Below are 23,801 nucleotides of genomic sequence, written 5' to 3' on the forward strand. Positions count from 1 at the left end.
GTAGCCGTGGCCTGCGCCGTCAAGAGGACTTACCGAACTCCCTGTGGATGAATTCGAACAGCTCGTCGTCGGAGGCCGTCTCCAGTTGCCGGGACACCGGCTCAGCGGCTCCCGCAGACTGCCTGTCACCCAGCGTCGAGATTAGGCTCCGCAACCTGGCCTGCACCTCGTCGAGCTGGTGGTCTGGGGAAAGAGCTGAAATTCCGGCTTCGAGCTTGTCGAGGGCGGCCTGCACCGCCTGTTCGGGGGACGCGGCCTGCTGCTCACCGGCGTACCGGCCGCGCAGCAGGGCCACCAGGTCCAGCGGCGTGGGGTGGTCGAAGACCAGGGTGGCCGGCAGGGTGAGCCCGGTCGCCGAGGTGAGCCGGTTGCGCAGTTCGACCGAGGTGAGCGAGTCGAAGCCGAGGTCCTTGAAGGCCCGGCCGGCGTCGACGGCCTGGGGGTCGTCGTGGCCGAGGACGGTGGCCACCGCCGAGCGCACCAGGTCGTGCAGGGCGGCGTCCCGCTCGACGGGCGACATCGCCCGCAGCTGCTCGCCCCGACCGCCGCCGGCACCGGGGGCGGCGTCGGGTTCGGCCGCCGGTCGGAGCGCCCGCTGGGCGGCCGGCAGCTCGGCGAGCAGGGGCCGGGACCGGGCGGCGGCGAAGCTGGGCGCGAAGCGGTCCCAGTCGACGTCGGCCACGGTCAGCACGGTCTCGTCGTGGTCGAGGGCCTGGTGCAGCGCCGCCAGCGCGCGCTCGGGCGGCATCACCAGCACCCCCCGTCGGCGCAGGTGCTCCTCGGCGGCCGGGTCGGCGGCCATGCCGCCCCCGCCCCAGGCGCCCCAGGCGACCGAGGTGGCGGTGCGGCCCCGCTCGCGCCGGGACTGGGCGAGGGCGTCGAGGTGGGCGTTGGCGGCGGCGTACGCGCCCTGCCCGCCGCTGCCCCACACCCCCGCGTTGGAGGAGAAGAGCACGAACGCGTCCAGCGGCCGGTCGCCGAGGAGGTCGTCGAGGTGGGTGGCGCCGAGGGTCTTGGCGGCGAGCACCTCGGCGCACTCGCCGAGGGTCATCTCGGTCAGGGCGGTCGCCTGGACCACGCCCGCGGCGTGCACGACGGTCCGGATCTCGTCGCCGGCGTCGCGCAGCCCGTCGAGGAGCCCGGCCAGGGCGGCCCGGTCGGCGACGTCGCAGGCGGCGATGGTGACCCGGGCACCGAGCGCGGTGAGTTCGGCATCGAGGTCGCCCGCGCCCGGCGCGTCGCTGCCCCGTCGGCTGGTGAGCACCAGGTGTTCGGCGCCGGCGGCGGCCAGCCAGCGGGCCACCCGGGCGCCGATGCCGCCGGTGCCGCCGGTGATCAGCGCCGTGCCGCGGGGCCGCCAGGTGACGGTGGGCGGGGCGTCGCCCAGCGGGGCGGGCACCAGGCGGCGGCCGTACACCCCGCGGGCGCGGACCGCGACCTGGTCCTCGTCGCCGGTGCCCGCGAGCACCTGGCGCAGCCGCCGGGCGACCGGCTCGTCGACGGTGGCCGGCAGGTCGACCAGGCCGCCCCAGCGGTCGGCGTGTTCCAGGCCGACGACCCGGCCGAGACCCCAGACCTGTGGCTGCGCGGTGCCGGCGAGGCGGTCGTCGGGCGCGGCGGTGACCGCCGCGCGGGTGGCGAGCCAGAGCGGCGCGGCGCGGGCCGTGTCGGCCGCCGCCTGGGCGAGCAGCAGCGTGGCGGCCAGCCCGGCGGGCACCGCCGGGTACGCCGGGTGGGGTCGTTCGTCGACGGCGAGCAGGGAGAGCACGCCGTGGACCGGGCCCGGCTGGTCGTCCAGCAGCGCGGCGAGGGCCTCGCGGGTGAGGGTGCCCGCGTCGACGGCGACGGTCCGCGCGTCGGGCAGGGCGTCGGTCACCGCGGCGCACCACGGCGCGTCGACGCCCTCGGGGGCGAGCACCAGCCACGTCCCGGTGGGGTGGCCGGGCCGCTCGGCCAGCGTCCGCCAGGTGATCCGGTAGCGCCACGAGTCCAGGGCGGCCGCCTCGTGCCGGCTGCGCCGCCAGTCGGCCAGGGCCGGCAGGACGCCGGCCAGGGCGGTCGGGTCGACGCCGAGGGTGGTGGCGAGGCCGTCGACGTCGCGCTGGTCCACCTCGGCCCAGAACGCGTCGTCGACCGCGTCCCCGGTGCGGGCCGCCGGGTCCACGGTGGCCGGTCGGGGCCAGAACATCCGCCGCTGGAACGGATAGGTGGGCAGGGCCACCAGGTCACCGTCGACCACGGTGGTCCAGTCCACGTCCACCCCGGAGACGTACGCCTCGGCGAGCGAGGTGACGAAGCGGCGCGGACCGCCGTCGTCGCGGCGCAGGGAGCCGCCGACGTACACCCGGCCGGCGGTGACGGCGAGGTCGTCGAGGGTGTCCCGGAGCGGGACGGTGAGCACCGGGTGCGGGCTGAGTTCGACGTAGGTGCGGTGGCCGGCGGCGGCGAGGGTCCGCACGGCCGGGTCGAGCAGGACGGGCTGCCGCAGGTTGCGGAACCAGTAGTCGCCGTCCAGCTCGTCCGCGCCGACCCAGTCCCCGGTGACGGTGGAGAGCATCGGGACCTGCGGCGGGCGGGGCGCGGTCGGGGCGAGCAGGGTGTGCAGCTCGTCGCGGATCCGGTCGACGTGCGGGCCGTGCGAGGCGTAGTCGACGGGGATCCGGCGGGTCCGGATCTGCCGGTCCTCGGCGCGTCGCAGCACCTCGTCGAGGGTGGCCGGGTCGCCGGAGACGACGACCGAGGCGGGGCCGTTGACCGCGGCGACCGTGGCCCGGCCGTCGAGGTCGGCGAGCAGGTCGCCGGCCGCGTCGGCGGGCAGCGCCAGCGAGACCATCCCGCCGTGGCCGGCGAGCGCGGTCAGCGCCTGGCTGCGCAGGGCGACGATCCGGGCGGCGTCACGCAGGGTGAGCGCACCCGCGACGCAGGCGGCGGCGATCTCGCCCTGCGAGTGGCCGATCACCGCGTGCGGGCGTACGCCGTGGTGCTGCCAGAGGGCGGCGAGCGAGACCATCACCGCCCACAGGGCCGGCTGCACCACGTCGACGCGGTCCAGGCCGGGGGCGTCGGGCGCGCCGCGCAGCACGTCGGTGAGGGTCCAGTCGACGAACTCGGCGAGGGCCCGCTCGCACTCGGCGAGCCGGTCGGCGAAGACGGGTGCGGCGGCGGCCAGCTCGGTGGCCATGCCGATCCACTGGGCGCCCTGGCCGGGGAAGACGAAGACGGTCCGGCCGGGGGCGCCGGCGGTGCCGGTGACGACGTGCGGAGCGTCCCGGCCGGCGGCGAGGGCGGCCAGCCCGGCGGCCAGCTCGTCGCGGGTGCCGCCGACGACGACCGCGCGGTGCTCCAGCGCCGCCCGGGACACCGCGAGCGTCCACGCCACGTCGCGGACGGCCGGCGCGTCGGGGCCGGTCACGGCGGGCAGCAGCCGGTCGGCCTGGTCGGTCAGCGCGGCCTCGGTCCGTCCGGCCAGCAGCCACGGTACGACCGGCAGCGCCACCCGGTCGGGCTCCGGCGCGGTCGACCCGTCCGGGTCCGGCGCCTGTTCCAGGATGGCGTGGGCATTGGTGCCGCTGACGCCGAACGCGGACACCCCGGCCCGGCGTGGCCGCTCCCCCGCCGGCCACGAGCGCGCCTCGGTGAGCAGGCGTACGCCGCCGTCGCCCCAGTCGACGTGCCGGGAGGGGGCGCTGACGTGCAGGGTGGCGGGGAGCGTGCCGTGGCGCAGCGCGAGCACCATCTTCAGCACCCCGGCGAGACCGGCGGCGGCCTGGGTGTGGCCGATGTTGGACTTGACCGAGCCGAGCCAGAGCGGCCGGTCGGCGGGGCGGTCCTGCCCGTACGTGGCGAGCAGGGCGTGCGCCTCGATCGGGTCGCCGAGCGAGGTGCCGGTGCCGTGCGCCTCCACCGCGTCGACGTCTCCGGTGACGAGTCCGGCGTTGGCGAGGGCCTGCCGGATCACCCGCTGCTGGGCGGCGCCGTTCGGGGCGGTGAGCCCGTTGCTCGCGCCGTCGGAGTTGACGGCGCTGCCCCGCAGCACGGCCAGCACGGGGTGACCGTGGCGGCGGGCCTCGCTCAGGCGTTCCAGCAGGACGACGGCGGCGCCCTCGCCCCAACCGGTGCCGTCGGCGTCGTCGGAGAACGCCTTGCACCGGCCGTCCGGGGAGAGCGCCCGCTGCCGACTGAACTCGACGAACACCCCGGGGGTGGTCATCACCGTCGCCCCGGCGACCAGCGCCGCGCTGCACTCCCCGGCCCGTAGCGCCTGGCTGGCCAGGTGCAGCGCGACCAGCGAGGCGGAGCAGGCGGTGTCCACGGTCAGCGCCGGCCCCTCCAGCCCGAACGCGTACGCCAGCCGGCCGGAGAAGACGCTGGCGGCGCTGCCGGTGGCGACGTAGCCGGCGAGGTTCTCGGCCGAGTGGTGCAGCGCGGCCGGGTAGTCCTGACCGTTGGTGCCGGCGAAGACGCCGATCCGGCTGCCGCGTACCGCGCGGGGGTCGATGCCGGCCCGTTCGAACGCCTCCCAGGAGCACTCCAGCAGCAGCCGCTGCTGCGGGTCCATGGCGAGCGCCTCACGCGGGTTGATGCCGAACAGGTCGGCGTCGAACCCGCCGACGCCGGGCAGGAAGCCGCCTTCGCGGGCGTAGCTGGTGCCCTCGTGGTCGGGGTCGGGGTGGTAGAGGGAGGCGGTGTCCCAGCCCCGGTCGGTGGGGAACGCGGACATCGCGTCGGCGCCGTCGGAGAGCAGCCGCCACAGCTCTTCGGGGGTGTCGACGCCACCAGCGAAGCGGCAGCTCATGCTCACCACGACGATCGGGTCGTCGGTGGAGTCGCCGCCGGTGGCCGCGACGGCCTCCGTGGACCGGGTGCCGGTGATCTCCGCGAGCAGGTGCCGGGCGAGCGCGTCGGCGGTGGGGTGGTCGAAGACCAGGGTGGCCGGCAGCGCCAGGCCGGTCAGCGTGTTGAGCCGGCCGCGCAGGTCGAGGGCGAGCAGCGAGGTGAAGCCGAGCGTCGACAGGGGCGCCTCCGGCTCGACCGGTGCGATGGACGCGTGACCGAGCACGTCGGCGATCTGGGTGCGGACCGCCTCCAGCACGGCGGTGTGCCGGGTGCCCGGGTGCAGGGCCAGCACCTCGCGGCGCAGGGCGGCGTCCTCGTCGGCCGGTGCGGTGCGGTCGGCGGGGTCGGTCAGCTCGGCCAGCAGCGGCCGGGTGCCGGTGGCGGCCAGCCGGTTCCAGTCCGCGTCGGAGACCACCACGCAGGGGGCGTCACCGGCGAGGTGGCGTTCCAGGGCGGCGAGGGCGGGGGCCGCGTCCATCGGGTCCAGGCCGCCGCGCCGGAGCTGGTCGGTGAGGTGCCCGGTGGCGGCCATGCCGGTGCCGGCCCACGGTCCCCACGCGACGGAGAGGGCCGGGCGACCGGCGGCGCGCCGGGTCTCGGCGAGCGCGTCCAGGGCGGCGTTGGCGGCCGCGTACCCGGCCTGGCCGACGCTGCCGAGCGTGCCGGCGAGGGAGGAGAAGAGGACGAACGCGGTGAGGTCCCGGTCGGCGAACAGCTCGTGCAGGTGGAGCGCGGCGGTCGCCTTCGCCGCCCACACCTCGGCCAGCTGCGCCCGGTCCATGGTGTGCAGCAGCGCGTCGTGCAGGACACCGGCGGCGTGCACCACGGCGTCGACGCGTACCCCGTCGGTGTCCAGGCGGTCCAGCAGCGCGGCGAGGGCGGCGCGGTCGGCGGCGTCGCAGGCGGCGACGGTGACCCGGACGCCGGCGGCGGTGAGTTCGTCGCGCAGCTCAGTGGCGCCGGGGGCGTCGGGCCCGCGTCGGCTGGTCAGCACGAGGTGGTGGGCGCCGTGGGCGGCGAGCCAGCGGGCGACGTGTCCGCCGAGCGCGCCGGTGCCCCCGGTGACCAGGACGGTGTCGCCGAGCGGCCGGTCCTGCGGCGCGGCGGCCGGCGGGGTGTGCCGGAGCAGCCGCCGGGCGTACGTGCCGCCCGCGCGGACGGCGAGCTGGTCCTCGCCGGTGGCCCCGGTGAGCAGGGCGGTGAGGCGGGCGACGTCGCGGGGCGTGGGCGACGCGGGCAGGTCGACCAGGCCACCCCAGCGGTCGGGGTGTTCGAGGGCGGCGACCCGGCCGAGTCCCCAGGCCGCCGCGAGGTCGGTGCGGGGTGCCGGGTCGGCGTCGGCGACCCGCACGGCGCCGGTGGTGACGCACCACAGGGGCGCGGTGACGGCGGCGTCGCCGAGCGCCTGCACCACCTCGGCGAGCGTCCCGGCCGCCGCCGGTCCGGCGTCGGCCGACGCGGCGGCCAGGTGGAGTACGCCGGTCGCGTCGGTGTGCCCGGCGAGCAGGGCGGCGAGGGCGGCCCGGTCGGCGTCGGGGTCGACGGTGAGCGCTGCCGTGGTGGCGCCGGCGGCGCGCAGCCCGTCGGTGACCGTGGTGACCAGGTCGGGGTCGGCGTCGGCGGGGGCGAGCAGCAGCCAGCGGCCGGTGAGCGGACCGGCGGTCGGGTCGGCCACGGGTCGCCAGTCGACGCGGTAGCTCCACCGGTCGGTGGGGTCCGCCTGCTCGGTCGCCCAGCCCTGCAACCAGTAGCGCTGGTGCTGGAACGGATAGGTGGGCAGGTCGACGACGCGCGCGCCGGTGGGGGCGTGGAACGCCGCCCAGTCGACCGGCCCGCCGTGCGCCCAGAGCCGCGCGAGGGCGGTGACGGCGCTGCCCGCTTCGGCCCGGTCCCGCCGCAGCACCGGTACGGCGAGCGCCTCCGGCCGGGTCTCCTCGACCGCGGCCACCAGGCTCGCGTCGGGTCCGACCTCCACGTACCGGGTCACGCCCAGCTCGGCGGCCTTGTCGACGGCCGCCCCGAAGGCGACGGTCCCGCGTACCTGGTCGGCCCAGTAGGTCGGGGTGAACTCGTCCACCACCTCGCCGGTCAGCGTCGAGATGATCGGGATCTGCGGCCGGCGCAGCGCGACGGTCCCGGCGACCCGGGTGAACTCGGCGAGCATCGGGTCCATCAACGCCGAGTGGAACGCGTGGCTGACGGTCAACCAGCGGCCCCGCCGGTCGGTGAGACCCCCCGCGACCTGCTCCACGGCCTCCCGGGTCCCGGAGACGACGACCTGGCCGGGTGCATTCACCGCCGCGATCGACGCACCCTCGACCAGCAGCGGGGTCACCTCGTCCACGCTCGCGCGGACCGCCCACATGGCACCGCCGGACGGCAGGGCCTGCATCAACGACGCCCGCGCCGCGACCAGACGACACGCGTCCGGCAGGTCCAGGACGCCGGCCACGTGCGCGGCGGCCAGCTCACCGACCGAGTGACCGATCAGGTAGTCGGGCGTGACACCCCACGATTCGAGGAGCCGGAACAGCGCCACCTCGACCGCGAACAGGGCCGGCTGCGCCCACCCCGTCTGCGCCAGGTCCGCCGCCGTGTCCGGCCGGTCCGGCTCGTCCGTCGCGCCGTCGACGACCTCGCGGAGCGGGCGGTCCAGCAGCGTGTCGAACTGGGCGCAGACCTCCGACAGGGCGGCCTCGAAGACCGGGAACACGGCCGCCAGCTCGCGGCCCATGCCGAGCCGCTGACCACCCTGACCGGAGAAGACGAATCCCGTCAGGCCCTCCCGGGCCACCCCGGAGACCACGCCCGCGCTGGGCACACCCTCGACCACCGACGCCAGGCCGGCCCGCAGCTGGTCGGTGTCCGTCCCCAGCACCACCACCCGACGGTCCAGCGCCGAACGGGTCGTGGCCAGGGAGAACGCGACGTCGACCGCCGAGCCCGGCACCTCCGAGGCCAACCGGGCCGCCTGCGCGGCCAGGGCCGTCGGCGACTTCGCCGACAACACCCACGGCACCACCGGCAGCACCACCTCGGCGACGGCAGGGGCCGGGGCGGAGTCCGGGGCCTCCTCGATGATCACGTGGGCGTTGGTGCCGCTGATACCGAACGCCGACACCCCGGCCCGCCGGGGCGCGTCGCCGCGCGGCCACGGTCGCTCCTCCGTCAGCAGCTCCACCGCGCCGGCCGACCAGTCCACGTGCGACGACGGGGTGTCGACGTGCAGGGTGCGGGGCAGCGCCTCGTGCCGCAGCGCCAGGACCATCTTGATCACGCCGGCCACACCGGCCGCGGCCTGGGTGTGGCCCAGGTTCGACTTGACCGAGCCGAGCAGCACCGGCCGGTCGGCGGGACGGTCCTGGCCGTACGTGGCGAGCAGGGCGTGCGCCTCGATCGGGTCACCGAGCCGGGTGCCGGTGCCGTGCGCCTCCACCGCGTCGACGTCGGCGGTGGAGAGGCCGGCGTTGGCGAGGGCCTGGCGGATCACCCGCTGCTGGGCGGGGCCGCTCGGGGCGCTCAGGCCGTTGGACGCGCCGTCGGAGTTGGTGGCGCTGCCGCGTACCACGGCGAGGACCCGGTGGCCGTTGCGGCGGGCGTCGCTGAGGCGCTCCAGGACGAGCACGCCGACGCCCTCGCCCCAGCCGGTGCCGTCCGCGTCGTCGGAGAACGCCTTGCACCGGCCGTCGGCGGCGAGGCCGCCCTGCCGGCTGAACTCGGTGAAGCTGTCCGGGGTGACCAGCACGGCCACGCCGCCGGCCAGGGCCAGCGCCGACTCGCCGGAGCGCAGCGACTGGCTGGCCCAGTGCAGCGCCACCAGCGACGACGAGCAGGCCGTGTCCAGGGTGACGGCCGGCCCCTCCAGACCGAGGGTGTACGCGACGCGCCCGGAGACGACGCTGGTGGCGTTGCCGACCAGCAGGTGTCCGCGTACCTCCTCGGGGATCTCCGGGCCGACGCCGTACCCCATGTTGTTGCCGCCGATGAAGACGCCGGTGCGGGTGCCGCGCAGCGCGCCCGGGTCGATGCCGGCGCGTTCGACGGCCTCCCAGGCGGTCTCCAGCAGCAGCCGCTGCTGCGGGTCGGTGGCCAGCGCCTCGCGGGGGCTCATCTCGAAGAACGCGGCGTCGAAGCCGGTGGCGTCGGGGACGAAGCCGCCCTCGGCCACCCCGGCGACGAAGGCCGGCCAGCCCCGGTCGACCGGCAGCGGCGACAGCGCGTCGGTGCCCGCCGCCAGCAGCCGCCACAGGTCCTCGGGTGACCGCACGTCGCCCGGGTAGCGGCAGGCCATGCCGATGATCGCGATGGGTTCGTCGGTGGCCGCGCCGCCGAGGTCGGCCGGGTCGGGGCCGTCCTGGCCGCCGAAGAGTTCGCTGCGCAGGTGGGCGGCGAGCCGGCGCGGCTGGGCGTGGTCGAAGACCAGGGTGGCGGGCAGCCGCAGCCCGGTCACCGCGCCGAGGCGGTTGCGCAGCTCGATCGCGGTCAGCGAGTCGAAGCCGAGGTCGCGGAACGCGCGGCCCGGGTCGATGCCGTCGGCGCCGTCGTGGCCGAGCACGGCGGCGGCGTGGGTGCGGACCAGGTCGAGCAGTTCCCGGGTCTGCTCGGCGGCGGGGCGGTCGGCGAGCCGTCGGCGCAGGCCGTCGTCGCCGGGGTCGGTGTCGCCGGCCGGGCGGCCGCTGTCCAGGGCCCGCCGGGCCTCGGGCAGGTCGTCCAGCAGCGGTCGGGGCCGGGCGGCGGCGAAGGTCGGCGCGAACCGGTCCCAGTCCAGGTCGGCGACGACGGCGGTGGCCTCGTCGCGCTCGACGGCGCCGCGCAGCGCGGTGAGGGCGAGGGCCGGGGGCATCGCCCGGACGCCCCGGCCGGTCAGGTGCCGGGCCATGCCCGCGTCGGTGGCCATTCCGGCGTCGGCCCAGGCGCCCCACGCCACCGAGGTGGCGGTACGCCCCCGGGAGCGCCGGTCCTCGGCGAGCGCGTCGAGCCAGGCGTTGGCGGCGGCGTAGCCGGACTGGCCGCCGCTGCCCCACACGCCGGCGCTGGAGGAGAAGAGCACGAACGCGTCCAGCGGCCGGTCGCCGAGCAGGTCGTCGAGGTGGGCCGCGCCGAGCACCTTCGCGGCGAGCACGTCCGCGAGGTCGGCGACGCCGGTGTCGGTCAGCGGCTGGTACTGGCCCACGCCGGCCGCGTGCACGACGGCGGTGAGCGGGTGCCGTTCCCCGATCGCGTCGAGCACCCGGGCGAGGGCGTCCCGGTCGGTGACGTCGCAGGCGGTCACGGTGACGTCCACGCCGAGGGCGGTCAGCTCGGCCCGCAGCTCCGCCACGCCGGGCGCGTCGGCGCCGCGCCGGCCGGTCAGCACGAGGTGCTGGGCGCCCTCGGCGGCGAGCCAGCGGGCCAGGGCGGCGCCGATGCCGCCGGTGCCGCCCGTGACGAGGACGGTGCCGCGGGGCTGCCAGCGGCGGGCCGGGCGGTCACCGGCCGGGGCGTGGGTGAGCCGCCGCACGAAGGTGCCGGAGCCGCGCAGGGCGAGCTGGTCCTCGCTGCCGTCGGCGAGGGCGGCGGCGAGGCGTTCCCGGCCCCGGGCGTCGAGGCGGGCGGGCAGGTCGACCAGGCCGCCCCAGCGGTCCGGGTGTTCCAGGCCGACGACCCGGCCGAGGCCCCAGGCGGCGGCCTGCGGGAGGCGGCGGGCACGGTCGGCGGGCCCGATGGCGACGGCGTCCCGGGTGGCGATCCACACCCGGGCGGTGGGGTGGGTGTCGCCGAGGGCCTGCACCAGCGCGACCGTCGCGGCCAGCCCGACCGGCACGGCCGGGTGGGCCGGGTGCGGCCGTTCGTCGAGGGCGGCGAGGCTGAGCACGCCGACGGGTGCCGGGTCGAGCGCGGCCAGCGCGTCGGTGAGGGCGCGCCGCAGGTCGGCGTCGTCGTCCGGCAGGGTCAGCGGGTGTACGTCCGCCCCGTGCGCGGTGAGGGCGTCGAGGACGTCGGCGGCCAGGTCCTCGTCCACGCCGGTGGCGGGGCGGGCCAGCAGCCACCGGCCGGTGAGCGCGGGCCGGGTGCGGTCCCCGGGGCGCGGACGCCAGGTCACCTGGTAGCGCCAGGCGTCGGCGGTGTGTTCCGCGCGCCGCCGGCGGTGCCAGCGGGCCAGGGCGGGCAGCACCGGGTCGAGCACGGTAATGTCGGTGTGCAGGGTGGCGGCCAACGCGGTGGTGTCGGCGCGGTCGACGGCGGCCCAGAAGTCGTGGTCGCCGGTGTCGGTGGCGGCGGGGGTGGGCTCGTCGGTGTCGAACTCGGGCCAGTAGCTCTGTCGCTGGAAGGGGTAGGTGGGCAGGTCGACGAGCCGGCCGCCACCGGCGGGGAAGGCCGCCGTCCAGTCCACGTCGACGCCGCGGGCCCACGCCTCGCCGGCCGAGAGCAGGAACCGGCGCGGGCCGCCGTCGTCGCGGCGCAGCGAGCCGACCACGCACGGGTCGTCGCCGCCCCCGGTGGCCTCCCGTACGGTCTCCTCGACGGCGGTGGTCAGCACGGGGTGCGGGGACGCCTCCACGAAGGTGCCGTACCCGTCGGCGGCGAGGGTGCGGATCGCGTCGGCGAAGCGCACCGGCTCCCGCAGGTTGCGGAACCAGTAGTCGGCGTCCAACGTCGACGGGTCGACCACGGCACCGGTGACGGTGGACACCAGCGGCACCCGACCGGCGAGGGGGCGTACGGGGGCGAGGTCGCGGAGCAGGTCGTCGCGCAGGCCCGCCACGGCCGGGGAGTGCGACGCGTAGTCCACCGGGACGAGGCGGAACCGCACCTCCCGCCGTTCACACTCGACGCCGACCCGGTCGAGGGCGGCCCGGTCGCCGGAGAGCACCACCGAGGCGGGGCCGTTCACCGCCGCGACGTGCACCCCGGCGAAGCCGTCGAGCAGCTCCTCGGCGGCGGCCACCGGCAGGCCCACCACGGCCATGCCGCCGCCGGTGGGGAGGCTCGCCACGGCGCGGCTGCGCAGGCAGACCACCCGGGCCCCGTCGGTGAGGGTGAGCGCACCGGCCACGCAGGCCGCCGCGATCTCACCCTGCGAGTGCCCCACCACCGCCGCCGGCCGCACCCCGTACGACTCCCAGAGCGCGGCCAGGGACACCATCACCGCCCACGACGCCGGCTGCACCACATCCACCCGCTCCAACGACGGCGCATCCGGCACCTGGCGGAGCACATCCGTCAACGACCAGTCCACGAACCCGGACAGCGCCGCCTCACACTCCGCCAACCGCGCCGCGAACACCGGCGACGCCTCCGCCAGCTCCACACCCATCCCGGCCCACTGCGCCCCCTGACCCGGGAACACCAGCACCACCCGGCCCGCCGCACCCGACACCACGCCGGAGACGACACCGTCGGCCGGTACCCCTCCGGCCACCGCCGCCAGCCCGGCCGGGTCACCGTCCACCACCACGGCCCGGTGCTCGAACGACGACCGCGACGCCAGCAACGACCAGCCGACGTCCACCGGATCGGCCGACAGCGCGGCCAGCCCCGTGGCCTGACCGCGCAGCGCCGCCGGAGACCGGCCGGACAGCAGCCACGGCACCGGCCCCGCCACCACGTCACCGGGCTGACCCGGCTCCTCGGCCGGGGCCTCCTCCACGATCACGTGCGCGTTGGTGCCGCTCATACCGAACGCCGAGACGCCGGCCCGGCGCGGCCGGGCCGGGACGGCCGGCCACTCGTGGTCCTCGGTCAGCAGGCGTACGTCGCCAGCCGACCAGTCCACGTGCGAGGTGGGGGTGGTCACGTGCAGCGTGCGGGGCAGCAGCCCGTGCCGCATCGCGAGGACCATCTTCATCACCCCGGCGACGCCCGCCGCGCCCTGGGTGTGGCCGAGGTTGGACTTCACCGAGCCCAGCCAGAGCGGCCGACCCGCGGCGCGTTCCTGGCCGTACGTGGCCAGCAGCGCCCGCGCCTCGATCGGGTCGCCGAGGGTGGTGCCGGTGCCGTGCGCCTCCACGACGTCGACGTCGGCCCCGGTGACGCCCGCGTTGGCCAGCGCCTGCCGGATCACCCGCTGCTGCGCCTTGCCGTTCGGGGCGGTCAGCCCGTTCGACGCGCCGTCCTGGTTGGCGGCGGTGCCCTTCACGACGGCGAGCACCCGGTGGCCGTTGCGGCGCGCGTCGGCCAGCCGCTCCACCAGCAGCAGCCCCACGCCCTCGCTCCAGCTGGTGCCGTCGGCGTCGTCGGAGAACGCCTTGACCCGGCCGTCCGGCGCCAGCCCCCGCTGCCGGCTGAACTCCTGGAAGGTGGAGGGGCTGGCCATCAGCGTGGCGCCGCCGGCCAGCGCCAGGGAGCACTCCCCGGAGCGCAGCGACTGCACGGCCAGGTGGAGCGCCACCAGCGACGACGAGCAGGCGGTGTCCACGGTGACGGCGGGACCCTCCAGGCCCAGCACGTACGCGATCCGGCCGGACGCGACGCTGGCGGCGCTGCCGGTCGCCAGGTAGCCGTCGGTGTCGATGCCGGACTGCGCCATCAACGGGCCGTAGTCGGCGCCGGTGGCACCGGTGAAGACACCGGTGGCGGTGCCGCGCAGCGACGTCGGGGCGATCCGGGCCTGTTCCAGGGTCTCCCAGGCGACCTCCAGCAGCAGCCGCTGCTGCGGGTCCATGGCGAGCGCCTCGCGGGGCGAGATGCCGAAGAAGCCGGCGTCGAACCGGTCGGCGTCGTGCAGGAAGCCGCCCTGGGCGACGTACGTGGTGCCCCGGCTGTCCGGGTCGGGGTCGAGCAGCGTGTCGAGTTCCCAGCCGGGCCGGGCCGGGAACTCGGAGACCGCGTCCACGCCACCGGTCAGCACCTGCCAGAGCTGGTCGGGGTTGGCGACCCCGCCGGGGAACCGGCAGCCCATGCCGATGATCGCGATCGGCTCGTGCGCGACCTGCTCCAGCCGCTGGTTGCGCTGCTTGAGCCGTTCGTTGTCGCGCAGCGCGGCCCGCAGGGCCTCGACCAGCTTGTCGGGAGCGGTGGGCATGGTCAGTTCTCCCGTACGTCGGTGCCGGCACCGAGCGCCAGCTCGATGAGGTCGGCCACGTTCATGTCGTCGATGCGGTCGGTGTCGGGCGCGGCGGTGGTCGGCTGCTCGGCGGCGGTGGCCAGTTCGAGCAGGGCGTCGAGGAGGCCGGTCTCGCGCAGCCGGCTCAGCGGGATGCTCCGCAGCGTCGCCCAGGTGGCGGCCTCCTCCGCGTTCTGCGGGGCGGTTTCCGTGCCGGCGCCGAAGAGCCGGGTCACCAGATAGCGGGTGAGTTCGGGGAACGTCGGGTGGTCGAAGACCAGCGTGGTGGGCAGTTTCAGGCCGGTCACCGCGGAGAGCCGGTTACGCAGCGCCACCACGGTCAGCGAGTCGAAGCCCAGCTCGCGGAACGGGCGGTCGGCGTGCATCTCCGCGACCGAGGCGTGCCCGAGGGCCACGGCGGCCTCCCGGCGGACCCGGTCGAGCAGCACCCGCTGCCGTTCCGCGTCGTCCAGCCCGGCGAGTTCCCGCACCAGGTCCGGCTCGCCCACCTCCTCGGCCTCGACCGCCTCGGCGTCGGCGAGCGCCTGCCGGGCGTCGGCGACGCCGAGGATCAGCGGCCGGTGCCGGGCGGCGGCGTACGCGGGCGCGAAGCTCTTCCAGCCGATGTCGGCGATGATCAGCTCGCCGTCGCCCCGGGCGACCGCGTCGGCGAGGGCGCCGACGGCCAGCTCGGGGTCCATCGGTCGGTTGCCGAGCCGGCGCAGCCGTGCGGCGGTGCCCTCGTCGACCATGCCGCCGCCGCCCCAGGCGCCCCAGGCCAGGGAGACCACCGGCACCCCGGCGGCCCGCCGTTCGGCGGCGTACGCGTCGAGGTAGGCGTTGGCCGCGCCGTAGCCGACCCGGCCGCTGTCGCCCCAGGTGCCAGCGCCGGAGGAGAAGAGCACGAACGCGTCCAGCTCCAGCCCGGCCACGTGCTCGGTGAGGTGCCGGGCGCCGGCCACCTTCGGGCCGAGGACGCCCGCCAGCTCCGCTGCGGTCAGCTCGCCGATCGGCAGCTCCCGGCCGCTGACCCCGGCGGCGTGCAGCACCGCGCGGATGGGCGGACCGTCGACGGCGACCTTCGCGAAGAGCGTCGCGACCGCCTCGGGGTCGGTGAGGTCGCAGGCCACCACGTTGACCTCGGCGCCGAGACCGATCAGCTCGTCCTGCAGGTCGGTCATGCCGTCGGCGGCGACGCCGCGGCGGCTGACCAGCACGACCCGCTCGGCGCCGGCGCGTACCGCCCAGCGGGCCAGGTGCCCGCCGAGCGCGCCGGTGCCGCCGGTGACCAGCACCGTGTCCCGGGGCTGCCAGGGCACCGCCGGACCCCGGCCGGGGGCGCGGACCAGCCGGCGGGCCAGCACGTCGCCGTCGCGTACCGCGAGGTGTTCCTCGCCGGTGACGCCGGTGAGCAGGGTGCAGAGCCGCGCGGCGGCGTCCCGGTCGAGGACGGCGGGCAGGTCGACCAGGCCGCCCCAGCGGCGGGGCAGTTCCAGGCCGAGCGCGGTGCCGGCGCCCCAGAGCAGCGCCTGCGTGGGGCGGCGCGGCGGGTCGTCGGGGCCGGTGCCGACGGCGCCGCAGGTCGCCACCCAGACCGGGGCGTCGACCTCCAGCGTGGTCAGGGCGCGGATCACCGCGAGGGTCCGGTCGAGTCCGACCGGGACCACCGGGTGTCGACGGTCGGGGGTCTCGTCGAGGCCGGTGAGGCAGAGCAGCCCGTCGAGCGGCTGCCCGGCGGTCGCGGCGCGGACGGCGGCGAGCAGGGTGTCGTCGGGGTCGGTGGCGGCGACGGGCAGGTCGACCACCTCGGCGCCGGCGGCGGCCAGCGCGTGGGTCACCGCGTCGACCAGCTCGGGTACGCCGGTCGGGGCGGTGTCGGCGGGCCGGGCCACCAGCCAGCGTCCGGTGAGGGTGGCCGGGTCGGCGAGCCGTACCGGCACCCAGTCGGTGCGGTAGCGCCAGCTGTCCAGCACCGAGCGGGTACGGCGGCCGGTGTGCCAGCGGGACAGCGCCGGTAGCACCGTCTGCACCGCGTGCCGGTCCAGGCCGATCCGCTCGGCGACGGCGTCGCTGTCCTGCCGCTGCACCGCCTGCCAGAACTCGGCCTCCTGCGGGTCGGTGGCCGCCTCGGGCGCGGGGTCGTCGAACTCGGGCCAGAACCGGCGACGGTCGAAGGCGTACGAGGGCAGCGGCACCGGCCGCGCGCCGACGCCGTCGAAGGCGCGGGCCAGGTCCACCGGCGCCCCGGCGACGTACGCCTCACCGAGCGAGCGGAGGAAGCGGGGCAGCCCGCCGTCGCCCCGGCGCAGCGAGCCGACGGCCGCCACGGGGTGGTCGGTGTCGGCGAGGGTCTCCTCGATCGCGCCGGTGAGCACCGGGTGGGCGCTGACCTCGATCAGCGGCCCGAAGCCCTGCCCGGCCAGCGCCCGGACGGAGTCGGCGAACCGCACCGGGCGGCGCAGGTTCTCGAACCAGTACCCGGCGTCCAGTGGCGTGTCGTCGATCCAGTCGGCGGTGACGGTGGAGAAGAACGGCACCCGCGGCGGGGTGGGGTCGATCGGCCCGAGCACCCGGGCGAGCGGTTCGCGCAGCTCGTCCACGTGCGCCGAGTGCGACGCGTAGTTGATCGGCACCCACTTGGTGCGCACGCCCCGGGCCCGGCAGTCGGCGATGAGCGCCTCGAGCGCGTCCCGGTCGCCGGAGGCGACGACGGCGCGGGGGCTGTTCACCGCCCCCACCACCACCCGTCCCGCGTACGGCGTCAGCAGTTCCCCGATCCGCTCGGGCGAGACCTCGACCGACACCAGTCCCCCGCGCCCGGCCAGCGCCGTGACCTCCCGCCCGCGCAGGCAGACGACGCGGGCGGCGTCGCGCAGGGAGAGCGCCCCGGCGAAGCAGGCGGCGGCCATCTCGCCCTGCGAGTGCCCGACGACGGCGGCCGGTTCGACGCCGTACGAGCGCCACAGCTCGGCCAGCGAGACGGTGACCGCGAGGGTGGCCGGCTGCACCACGTCGTCGCCGGCCAGGTCGGGTGCCCCGGGGACGCGGCGCAGCACGTCGGTCAGCGACCAGTCGACGAACTCGGCCAGCGCGGTCTCGAAGCGGGCGATGGAGGCGGCGAAGACCGGCGAGCTGTCGATCAGGTCGGCGGCCATGCCGGCCCACTGGGAGCCCTGGCCGGGGAAGACGAAGACGGGTCGGCTGGCCGGCCGGGCGACGCCCTCGACGAGGTTGCCGGCCGGTTCGCCGTCGACCAGGGCGCGCAGCCCGGCGTGCAGCTCGTCGGCGTCGGCGCCGACCACCACCGCGCGGTGGTCGAACGCGGACCGGGTGGCGACCAGCGAGTAGCCGACGTCGACCGGGTCCAGGGTGGCCGCGGCGGACAGCAGCCGGGCCGCCTGGGCGCGCAGCGCGGGCAGGCCGGTCGCGGAGAGCGGCCAGGCCACCGCCGTGGGGCGCGCCGGGCGTTCCGGCCTGGTCGGGGTCTCCGTGGCCTGCTCCAGCACCAGGTGGGCGTTGGTGCCGCTGATGCCGAACGAGGAGACGGCGGCGCGGCGGGGCCGCCCGGTCTCCGGCCACTCCTGGTTGTCGGCGAGCAGCCGCACCGCGCCGGCGTCCCAGTCCACCCGGGACGAGGGTGCGTCGAGGTGCAGGATGCGGGGCAGCACGCCGTGCCGCATCGCCAGCACGGTCTTGATGACGCCGGCCACGCCGGCCGCGGCCTGGGTGTGCCCGAGGTTGGCCTTGAGCGCGCCGACCAGCAGCGGCGCGTCGGCCGGCCGGTCCTGCCCGTACGTGGCGATCAGGGCCTGCGCCTCGATCGGGTCGCCGAGCGGGGTGCCGGTGCCGTGCGCCTCGACGGCGTCGACGTCGGCCCCGGTGAGGCCGGCGTTCGCCAGCGCCTGGCGGATCACCCGCTGCTGGGAGGGGCCGTTCGGTGCGGTGAGGCCGTTGGACGCGCCGTCGGAGTTGACCGCGCTGCCCCGGATGACGCCGAGCACGGGGTGGCCGTGCCGGCGGGCGTCGCTGAGCCGTTCCAGCAGGAGCAGCCCGACGCCCTCGCCCCAGCCGGTGCCGTCGCCGCCCTCGGCGAACGGCTTGCAGCGGCCGTCGGCGGCCAGCCCTCGCTGGCGGCTGAACTCCAGGAAGACGGTCGGGGTGGACATCACGGTGGCGCCGCCGGCCACGGCGAGGCTGCACTCCCCCGAGCGCAGCGCGTTGACCGCCCAGTGCATCGCCACCAGGGACGACGAGCAGGCGGTGTCGACGGTGACGGCGGGGCCCTCCAGCCCGTACGTGTAGGCGATCCGGCCGGAGGCGACGCTGCCGGCGCTGCCGTTGCCGAGGTGTCCCTCCAGGTCGTGCCGGCGGCCGTGCAGCAGGACCGGATAGTCGGTGTACATGAGACCGACGAAGACGCCGGTGGGGCTGCCCTTGAGCGAGCGCGGCGGGATGCCGGCCCGTTCGAACAGCTCCCAGGAGGACTCCAGCAGCAGCCGCTGCTGCGGGTCCATGGCGAGCGCCTCGCGCGGTGAGATGCCGAAGACGGTGGGGTCGAACCGGTCGGCGGCGGTGAGGAAGCCGCCCTCGCGGACGTAGCTGGTGCCGGGGCGGTCCGGGTCGGGGTCGTAGAGGGCGTCGACGTCCCAGCCGCGGTCGTCGGGCATCGGCACCACCGCGTCGTCGCCGCGCAGCACCAGCTCCCAGAGCTGTTCCGGGGTCTCGACGCCGCCGGGCAGCCGGCAGGCCATGCTGACGATGGCGATCGGTTCGTCGGTCGCGCCGGCCGGGGCGGGCGCGGCGGCGGGGCGCTCGTCGGCGGTGTCGCCGCCGGAGCGGGACTCCAGGTGTCGGGCCAGCGCGGCCGGGGTCGGCTGGTCGAAGATCAGCGAGGCGGGCAGTCGGATGCCGGTGGCCTGGCCGAGTTCGTTGCGCAGCTCCACCGCCATCAGCGAGTCGAAGCCCAGCTCGGAGAAGGCGCGGTCGGGGTCGATCCCGGCCGGCGAGGGGTGCCGCAGCACGGCGGCCACCCGGGCCCGGACCAGGTCGATCATGCGGGTCGGCCGGGCGGTCCGGGCCTTCGCCCGGGTGTCGCCGCCGGTGCCGTCGGCGCGGGCGGCCGGTGTCCGGACCAGGCCGCGCAGCAGGGCGGGCAGCGCCTGCCGGCCGAGCTGCCCGCGCAGCCGGCTGAGGTCGAGGGCGAGCGGCACCAGGGCCGGCCCGTCGTGGCGCAGCGCGAGGTCGAACAGGGCCAGCCCGTCGGGCCCGGTGAGGCTGAGCACGCCGATGTTGCGGGCCCGGGCCAGGTCGACCTCGGTCAGGCCGCCGACCATGCCGTCGTCGCCCTCCCACAGGCCCCAGGCGAGCGAGATGGCCGGCCGTCCCTGCCGGCGGCGCCGGTCGGCGAGGGCGTCCAGGCAGGCGTTGGCGGCGGCGTAGTTGCCCTGCCCGGGGCCGCCGAAGGTGCCTGCGGCCGAGGCGAAGAGCACGAACGCGGCGAGGTCCCGGTCCCGGGTCAGCTCGTCCAGGTGCAGCGCGCCGGCCACCTTCGGGGCGAGCACGGTGTCGATCCGCTCGGGGGTGAGCGACTCGACGATCGCGTCGTCGAGGGCGCCGGCGAGGTGGACGACGGCGGTGAGCGGGTGCGCGGCGGGCACGGTGGCGAGCACCCGCGCGAGGGCGTCCCGGTCGGCCACGTCGCAGGCGACCAGGGTGACCTCGGCGTCCAGCGCGGCGAGTTCCGCCGCGCCGGCCGACCCGGGGCCGGAGCGGCTGGTCAGCAGCAGCCGGCGGACGCCGTGGGCGGTGACCAGGTGCTGGCAGAGCGCCCGGCCGAGCCGGCCGGTGGCCCCGGTGACCAGCACCGTGCCGTTCGGGTCCAGGGGCGTGCCGGGCTCGGCGGCCGGGGCGGACAGCCGGGTCAGGCGGGGGACGTACCAGCGGCCGTCGCGGAGCGCCAGCTGTGGTTCGTCGGTGGTCCGCAGCCAGCCGGGCAGCTCCGCGTCGTCGACGGTGTCGACCAGCACGAACCGGTCCGGGTTCTCCGACTGGGCGGAGCGGACCAGACCGGCCACGGCGGCGGCGACCGGATCGACGTCGCCGGTGTCGTCGGGCAGCCGGGCCGCGTGGCGGGTCCGCAGCACCAGCCGGGTGTCGCCGGCCGGTGCGGCGAGCAGCTCCTGGAGGGTGGCGAGGGTGCGGTGCAGGGCCACCCGGACGGCCTCGTACGGCTCGTCCGGCAGCGTGCCGCCGCCGGGCAGGTCACGCGCCTCGGGCGGGGCGGTGACGTCGGTCCCGGCCCGGTGCTCCTGCCAGCGGACCTCGAACACCATGTCGCGGTGGCCGGCCGGACCGTCGGCGAGCGGGCGCAGCAGCAGCGACTCCACCGAGATCACCGGCGTGCCCGTGCCGTCGGTGGCGGTGAGTTCCAGGGTCCGGTCCGCCAGGCGGCGCAGCGTGACCCGCAGCGCGGTGGCGCCCGGGGTGGGCAGCGACACCCCGGACCAGGCGAACGGCACCGCCGCCGCACCGACCGGGTCGGCCAGCGCGGCGGCGTGCAGGGCGCTGTCCAGCAGCGCCGGGTGCAGCGCGAAGCGTTCGGCCTCGACCTGCGCGGTCTCGGGGAGCGCGACCTCGGCGTGGATGTCGTCGCCGCGTCGCCAGGCGGCGCGCAGCCCGCGGAACAGCGGCCCGTAGGCGAGGCCGGCGTCGGCCAGCTCCGGATAGACGTGGTCGACGTCGACCGGTTCCGCCCCGGCGGGCGGCCACTCGGCGTCGGCGGGGTGTCCGGTCTCGACCTCGGGGGCGAGGGTGCCGGTGACGTGGCGGGTCCAGTCGCCGTCCTCGGCGGCGGGGCGGGCGTAGCCGGTGACCGGGCGCCGGCCGGCGGCGTCGGCGGGGCCGACCACCAGCTGGAGGCGGACCCGGTCGGTGTCGGCGAGGGCCAGCGGCTCGGCCAGCACGAGTTCGTCGACGCGCGGGCAGCCGAGCTGCGCGCCGGCCCGCAGCGCGAGGTCCAGGAAGGCCGTACCGGGGACCAGGATCCGGCCGGCGACCCGGTGGTCGGCCAGCCACGGATGGGTACGCACGGAGAGCTGACCGCCGAGGACCACCTCGTCGGTGTCGGCCCGGTCCAGCCGGACGTCGAGGACGGGGTGGTCGGCGGCCGGGTCCGGGCGGGACAGCGGCACGTCGAGCCAGAACCGGCGGCGCTGGAAGGCGTAGGTGGGCAGGTCGACGGGGGCCGCGCCGGTGTCGGCGAAGAACCCGGCCCAGTCGGTGGGCACCCCGGCGGTCCAGAGCCGGGCCACCGCCGAGGTCAGCGCCGCGACCTCCGGTACGTCCCGCCGCAGCAGCGGCTGGACCAGGCAGTCCGGCGGCACGTCGTCGGCGACGGCGGCGCAGAGCGGCGCGTCCGGGCCCAGCTCGACGAAGCGGGCGGTGCCGAGGGTACGCAGGGTGCGGACCCCGTCGGCGAAGCGGACCGCCTCGCGGACGTGCCGCACCCAGTGCTCGGCGGTGAACTCGTCGACCACCTGCCCGGTCAGGTTGGACACCACCGGGATGCGGGGCCGCCGGTACTTCACCGACTCGGCCACCGCGCGGAAATCGTCCAGCATCGGGTCCATCAGGTGCGAGTGGAACGCGTGGCTGACGGTCAGCCGGCGGGTGCCCCGGGCGGCGAACGGCGCGACGGCGCGCAGCACCGCGTCCTCGTCGCCGGAGAGCACCACCGCACCGGTGGCGTTGACGGCGGCGAGGCAGACGCCGTCGCCGAGCAGCGGGGTCACCTCGTCCTCGGTCGCCCGGACGGCCACCATCGCGCCACCGGCGGGCAGGGCCTGCATCAGCCGGCCCCGGGCGGCGACCAGCCGGGCGGCGTCGGGCAGCGACAGCACGCCGGCCACGTACGCGGCCGCCAGCTCGCCGATGGAGTGGCCGATCACGTGGTCGGGGCGGATCCCCCACGACTCCAGCAGCCGGAACAGCGCCACCTCGAAGGCGAAGAGCGCGGGCTGGGTGTGGGCGGTGCGGTCCAGCAGGTCCCCGTCGGTGAACATCACCTCGCGTACGTCCGACCCGGCGGGCAGCGCCGCGCAGACCTCGTCCAGCGCGGCGGCGAAGACGGGGAACGCCGCCGACAGTTCCCGGCCCATGCCGACCCGCTGGGCACCCTGGCCGCTGAAGAGGAACGCGACCGGGCCGCCGAGGACGTGTCCGCGTACCAGATCGGGGTGGTCGGTGTGGTCGGCGGCGGCCGCCAGCGCGGCCGCCAGGTTGTCCCGGTCGGCGCCGAGCGCGACGGCGCGCTGCTCCAGCGGCGCGCGCCCGGTGGCGAGCGTGAAGCCGACGTCGACGGGGCGGGCCTGCTCCGGCAGGCCGGCGCGCAGCCGGTGGGCCTGCGCGGCGAGCCCGGCCGGGGTGCGCGCCGACAGCGGCCACGGCACCACCGGCAGCGATCGGGGCGAGGTGGCCGGCGCCGGCTCGACGGGTTCGGTGTGGTCGGCCGGCGCCGGCGGCTCCTCGACGATCAGGTGCGCGTTGGTGCCGCTGACGCCGAACGCGGAGACCGCCGCGCGGCGCGGCCGGTCCCGTTCCGGCCAGGGGCGGGCCTCGGTGAGCAGCCGGACGCCACCGGCGGACCAGTCGACGTGCCGGGACGGCCGGTCGACGTGCAGGGTCCGGGGCAGCGTGCCGTGCCGCAGCGCGAGCACCATCTTGATCACGCCGGCCACGCCGGCGGCGGCCTGGGTGTGGCCCAGGTTGGACTTGAGCGAGCCGAGCCAGAGCGGCTGGTCGGCCGGCCGGTCCCGGCCGTACGTGGCGAGCAGCGCCTGCGCCTCGATCGGGTCACCGAGCCGGGTGCCGGTGCCGTGCGCCTCGACGGCGTCCACGTCGGACGGGCCGAGGCCGGCGTTGGTCAGCGCCTGCCGGATGACCCGCTGCTGCGAGGGTCCGTTGGGGGCGGTCAGGCCGCTGCTGGCGCCGTCCTGGTTGATCGCGGTGCCCCGGATCACGGCGAGCACCCGGTGCCCGTGGCGGCGGGCCTCGGAGAGCCGTTCCAGGGCGAGCAGCCCGACGCCCTCGCCCCAGCCGGTGCCGTCCGCGCCGTCGGCGAAGGACTTGCAGCGGCCGTCGGGGGCGAGGCCGCGGTGCCGGGCGAACTGCACGAACGTCACCGGGGTGGACATCACCGTCACGCCACCGGCCAGCGCCAGGGTGCACTCCCCCGACCGCAGCGCCTGGCAGGCCAGGTGGATGGAGACCAGCGACGACGAGCAGGCGGTGTCGACGGTGACCGCCGGCCCCTCCAACCCGAGGGTGTACGCGACCCGCCCGGAGGCGATGCTCGGCGAGCTGCCGTTGCCGAGGTGCCCTTCGAGGCCCTTCGGTGGCTGCCGGACCCGGGTGGCGTAGTCGTTGTACATCACGCCGACGTAGACACCGGTGCGGCTGCCGCGCAGCGAGGTGGGGCTGATCCCGGCCCGTTCCAGCGCCTCCCAGGACGCCTCCAGCAGCAGCCGCTGCTGCGGGTCGGTGGTGAGCGCCTCACGGGGGCTGAGCCCGAACAGCTCCGGGTCGAAGTCGGCGGCGTCGTGCAGGAACCCGCCCTCGGTGGCGTACGTGGTGCCCGGCTGGTCGGGGTCCGGGTCGTAGAGCGACTCCAGGTCCCAGCCCCGGTCGGTGGGGAACCCGCCGACCGCGTCGGTGCCGTCGGCCAGCAGCCGCCACAGCTCCTCCGGCGACGTGACGTCCCCGGGGAGGCGGCAGCTCATGCCGACGATCGCGATCGGCTCGGTGTCGCGGGCCTGGAGGTCGGTCAGCCGCTGCCGCGTCTGCTGGAGGTCGGCGCTGGCCCGCTTCAGGTACTCGCGGAGTCGCTGCTCGCTCATCGGTCCGCCAATCGTCCGGGCCGGGGCGCCTCTGGCAGGGCGGTGCT

At 77.0% G+C, this 23,801-nt stretch carries 2 protein-coding genes; both read right to left on the reverse strand.

Annotated features, from left to right (window positions below; translation table 11 throughout):
* Positions 1 to 19: 19 nt before the first annotated feature.
* Positions 20 to 13,846 (reverse strand): type I polyketide synthase, encoded by a 13,827-nt coding sequence (locus ABUL08_RS12095; RefSeq protein ID WP_377522141.1) that lies wholly within the window; start codon positions 13,844 to 13,846, stop codon positions 20 to 22.
* Positions 13,843 to 23,754, reverse strand: a complete 9,912-nt coding sequence (locus ABUL08_RS12100) for a type I polyketide synthase (RefSeq protein WP_350937506.1) — start codon at positions 23,752 to 23,754, stop codon at positions 13,843 to 13,845. Before ABUL08_RS12100 ends, ABUL08_RS12095 begins: the two co-directional genes overlap by 4 nt.
* Between the last annotated feature and the right edge of the window lie 47 nt (positions 23,755 to 23,801).

Source organism: Micromonospora sp. CCTCC AA 2012012, assembly GCF_040499845.1.
Lineage (GTDB): Bacteria > Actinomycetota > Actinomycetes > Mycobacteriales > Micromonosporaceae > Micromonospora > Micromonospora mangrovi.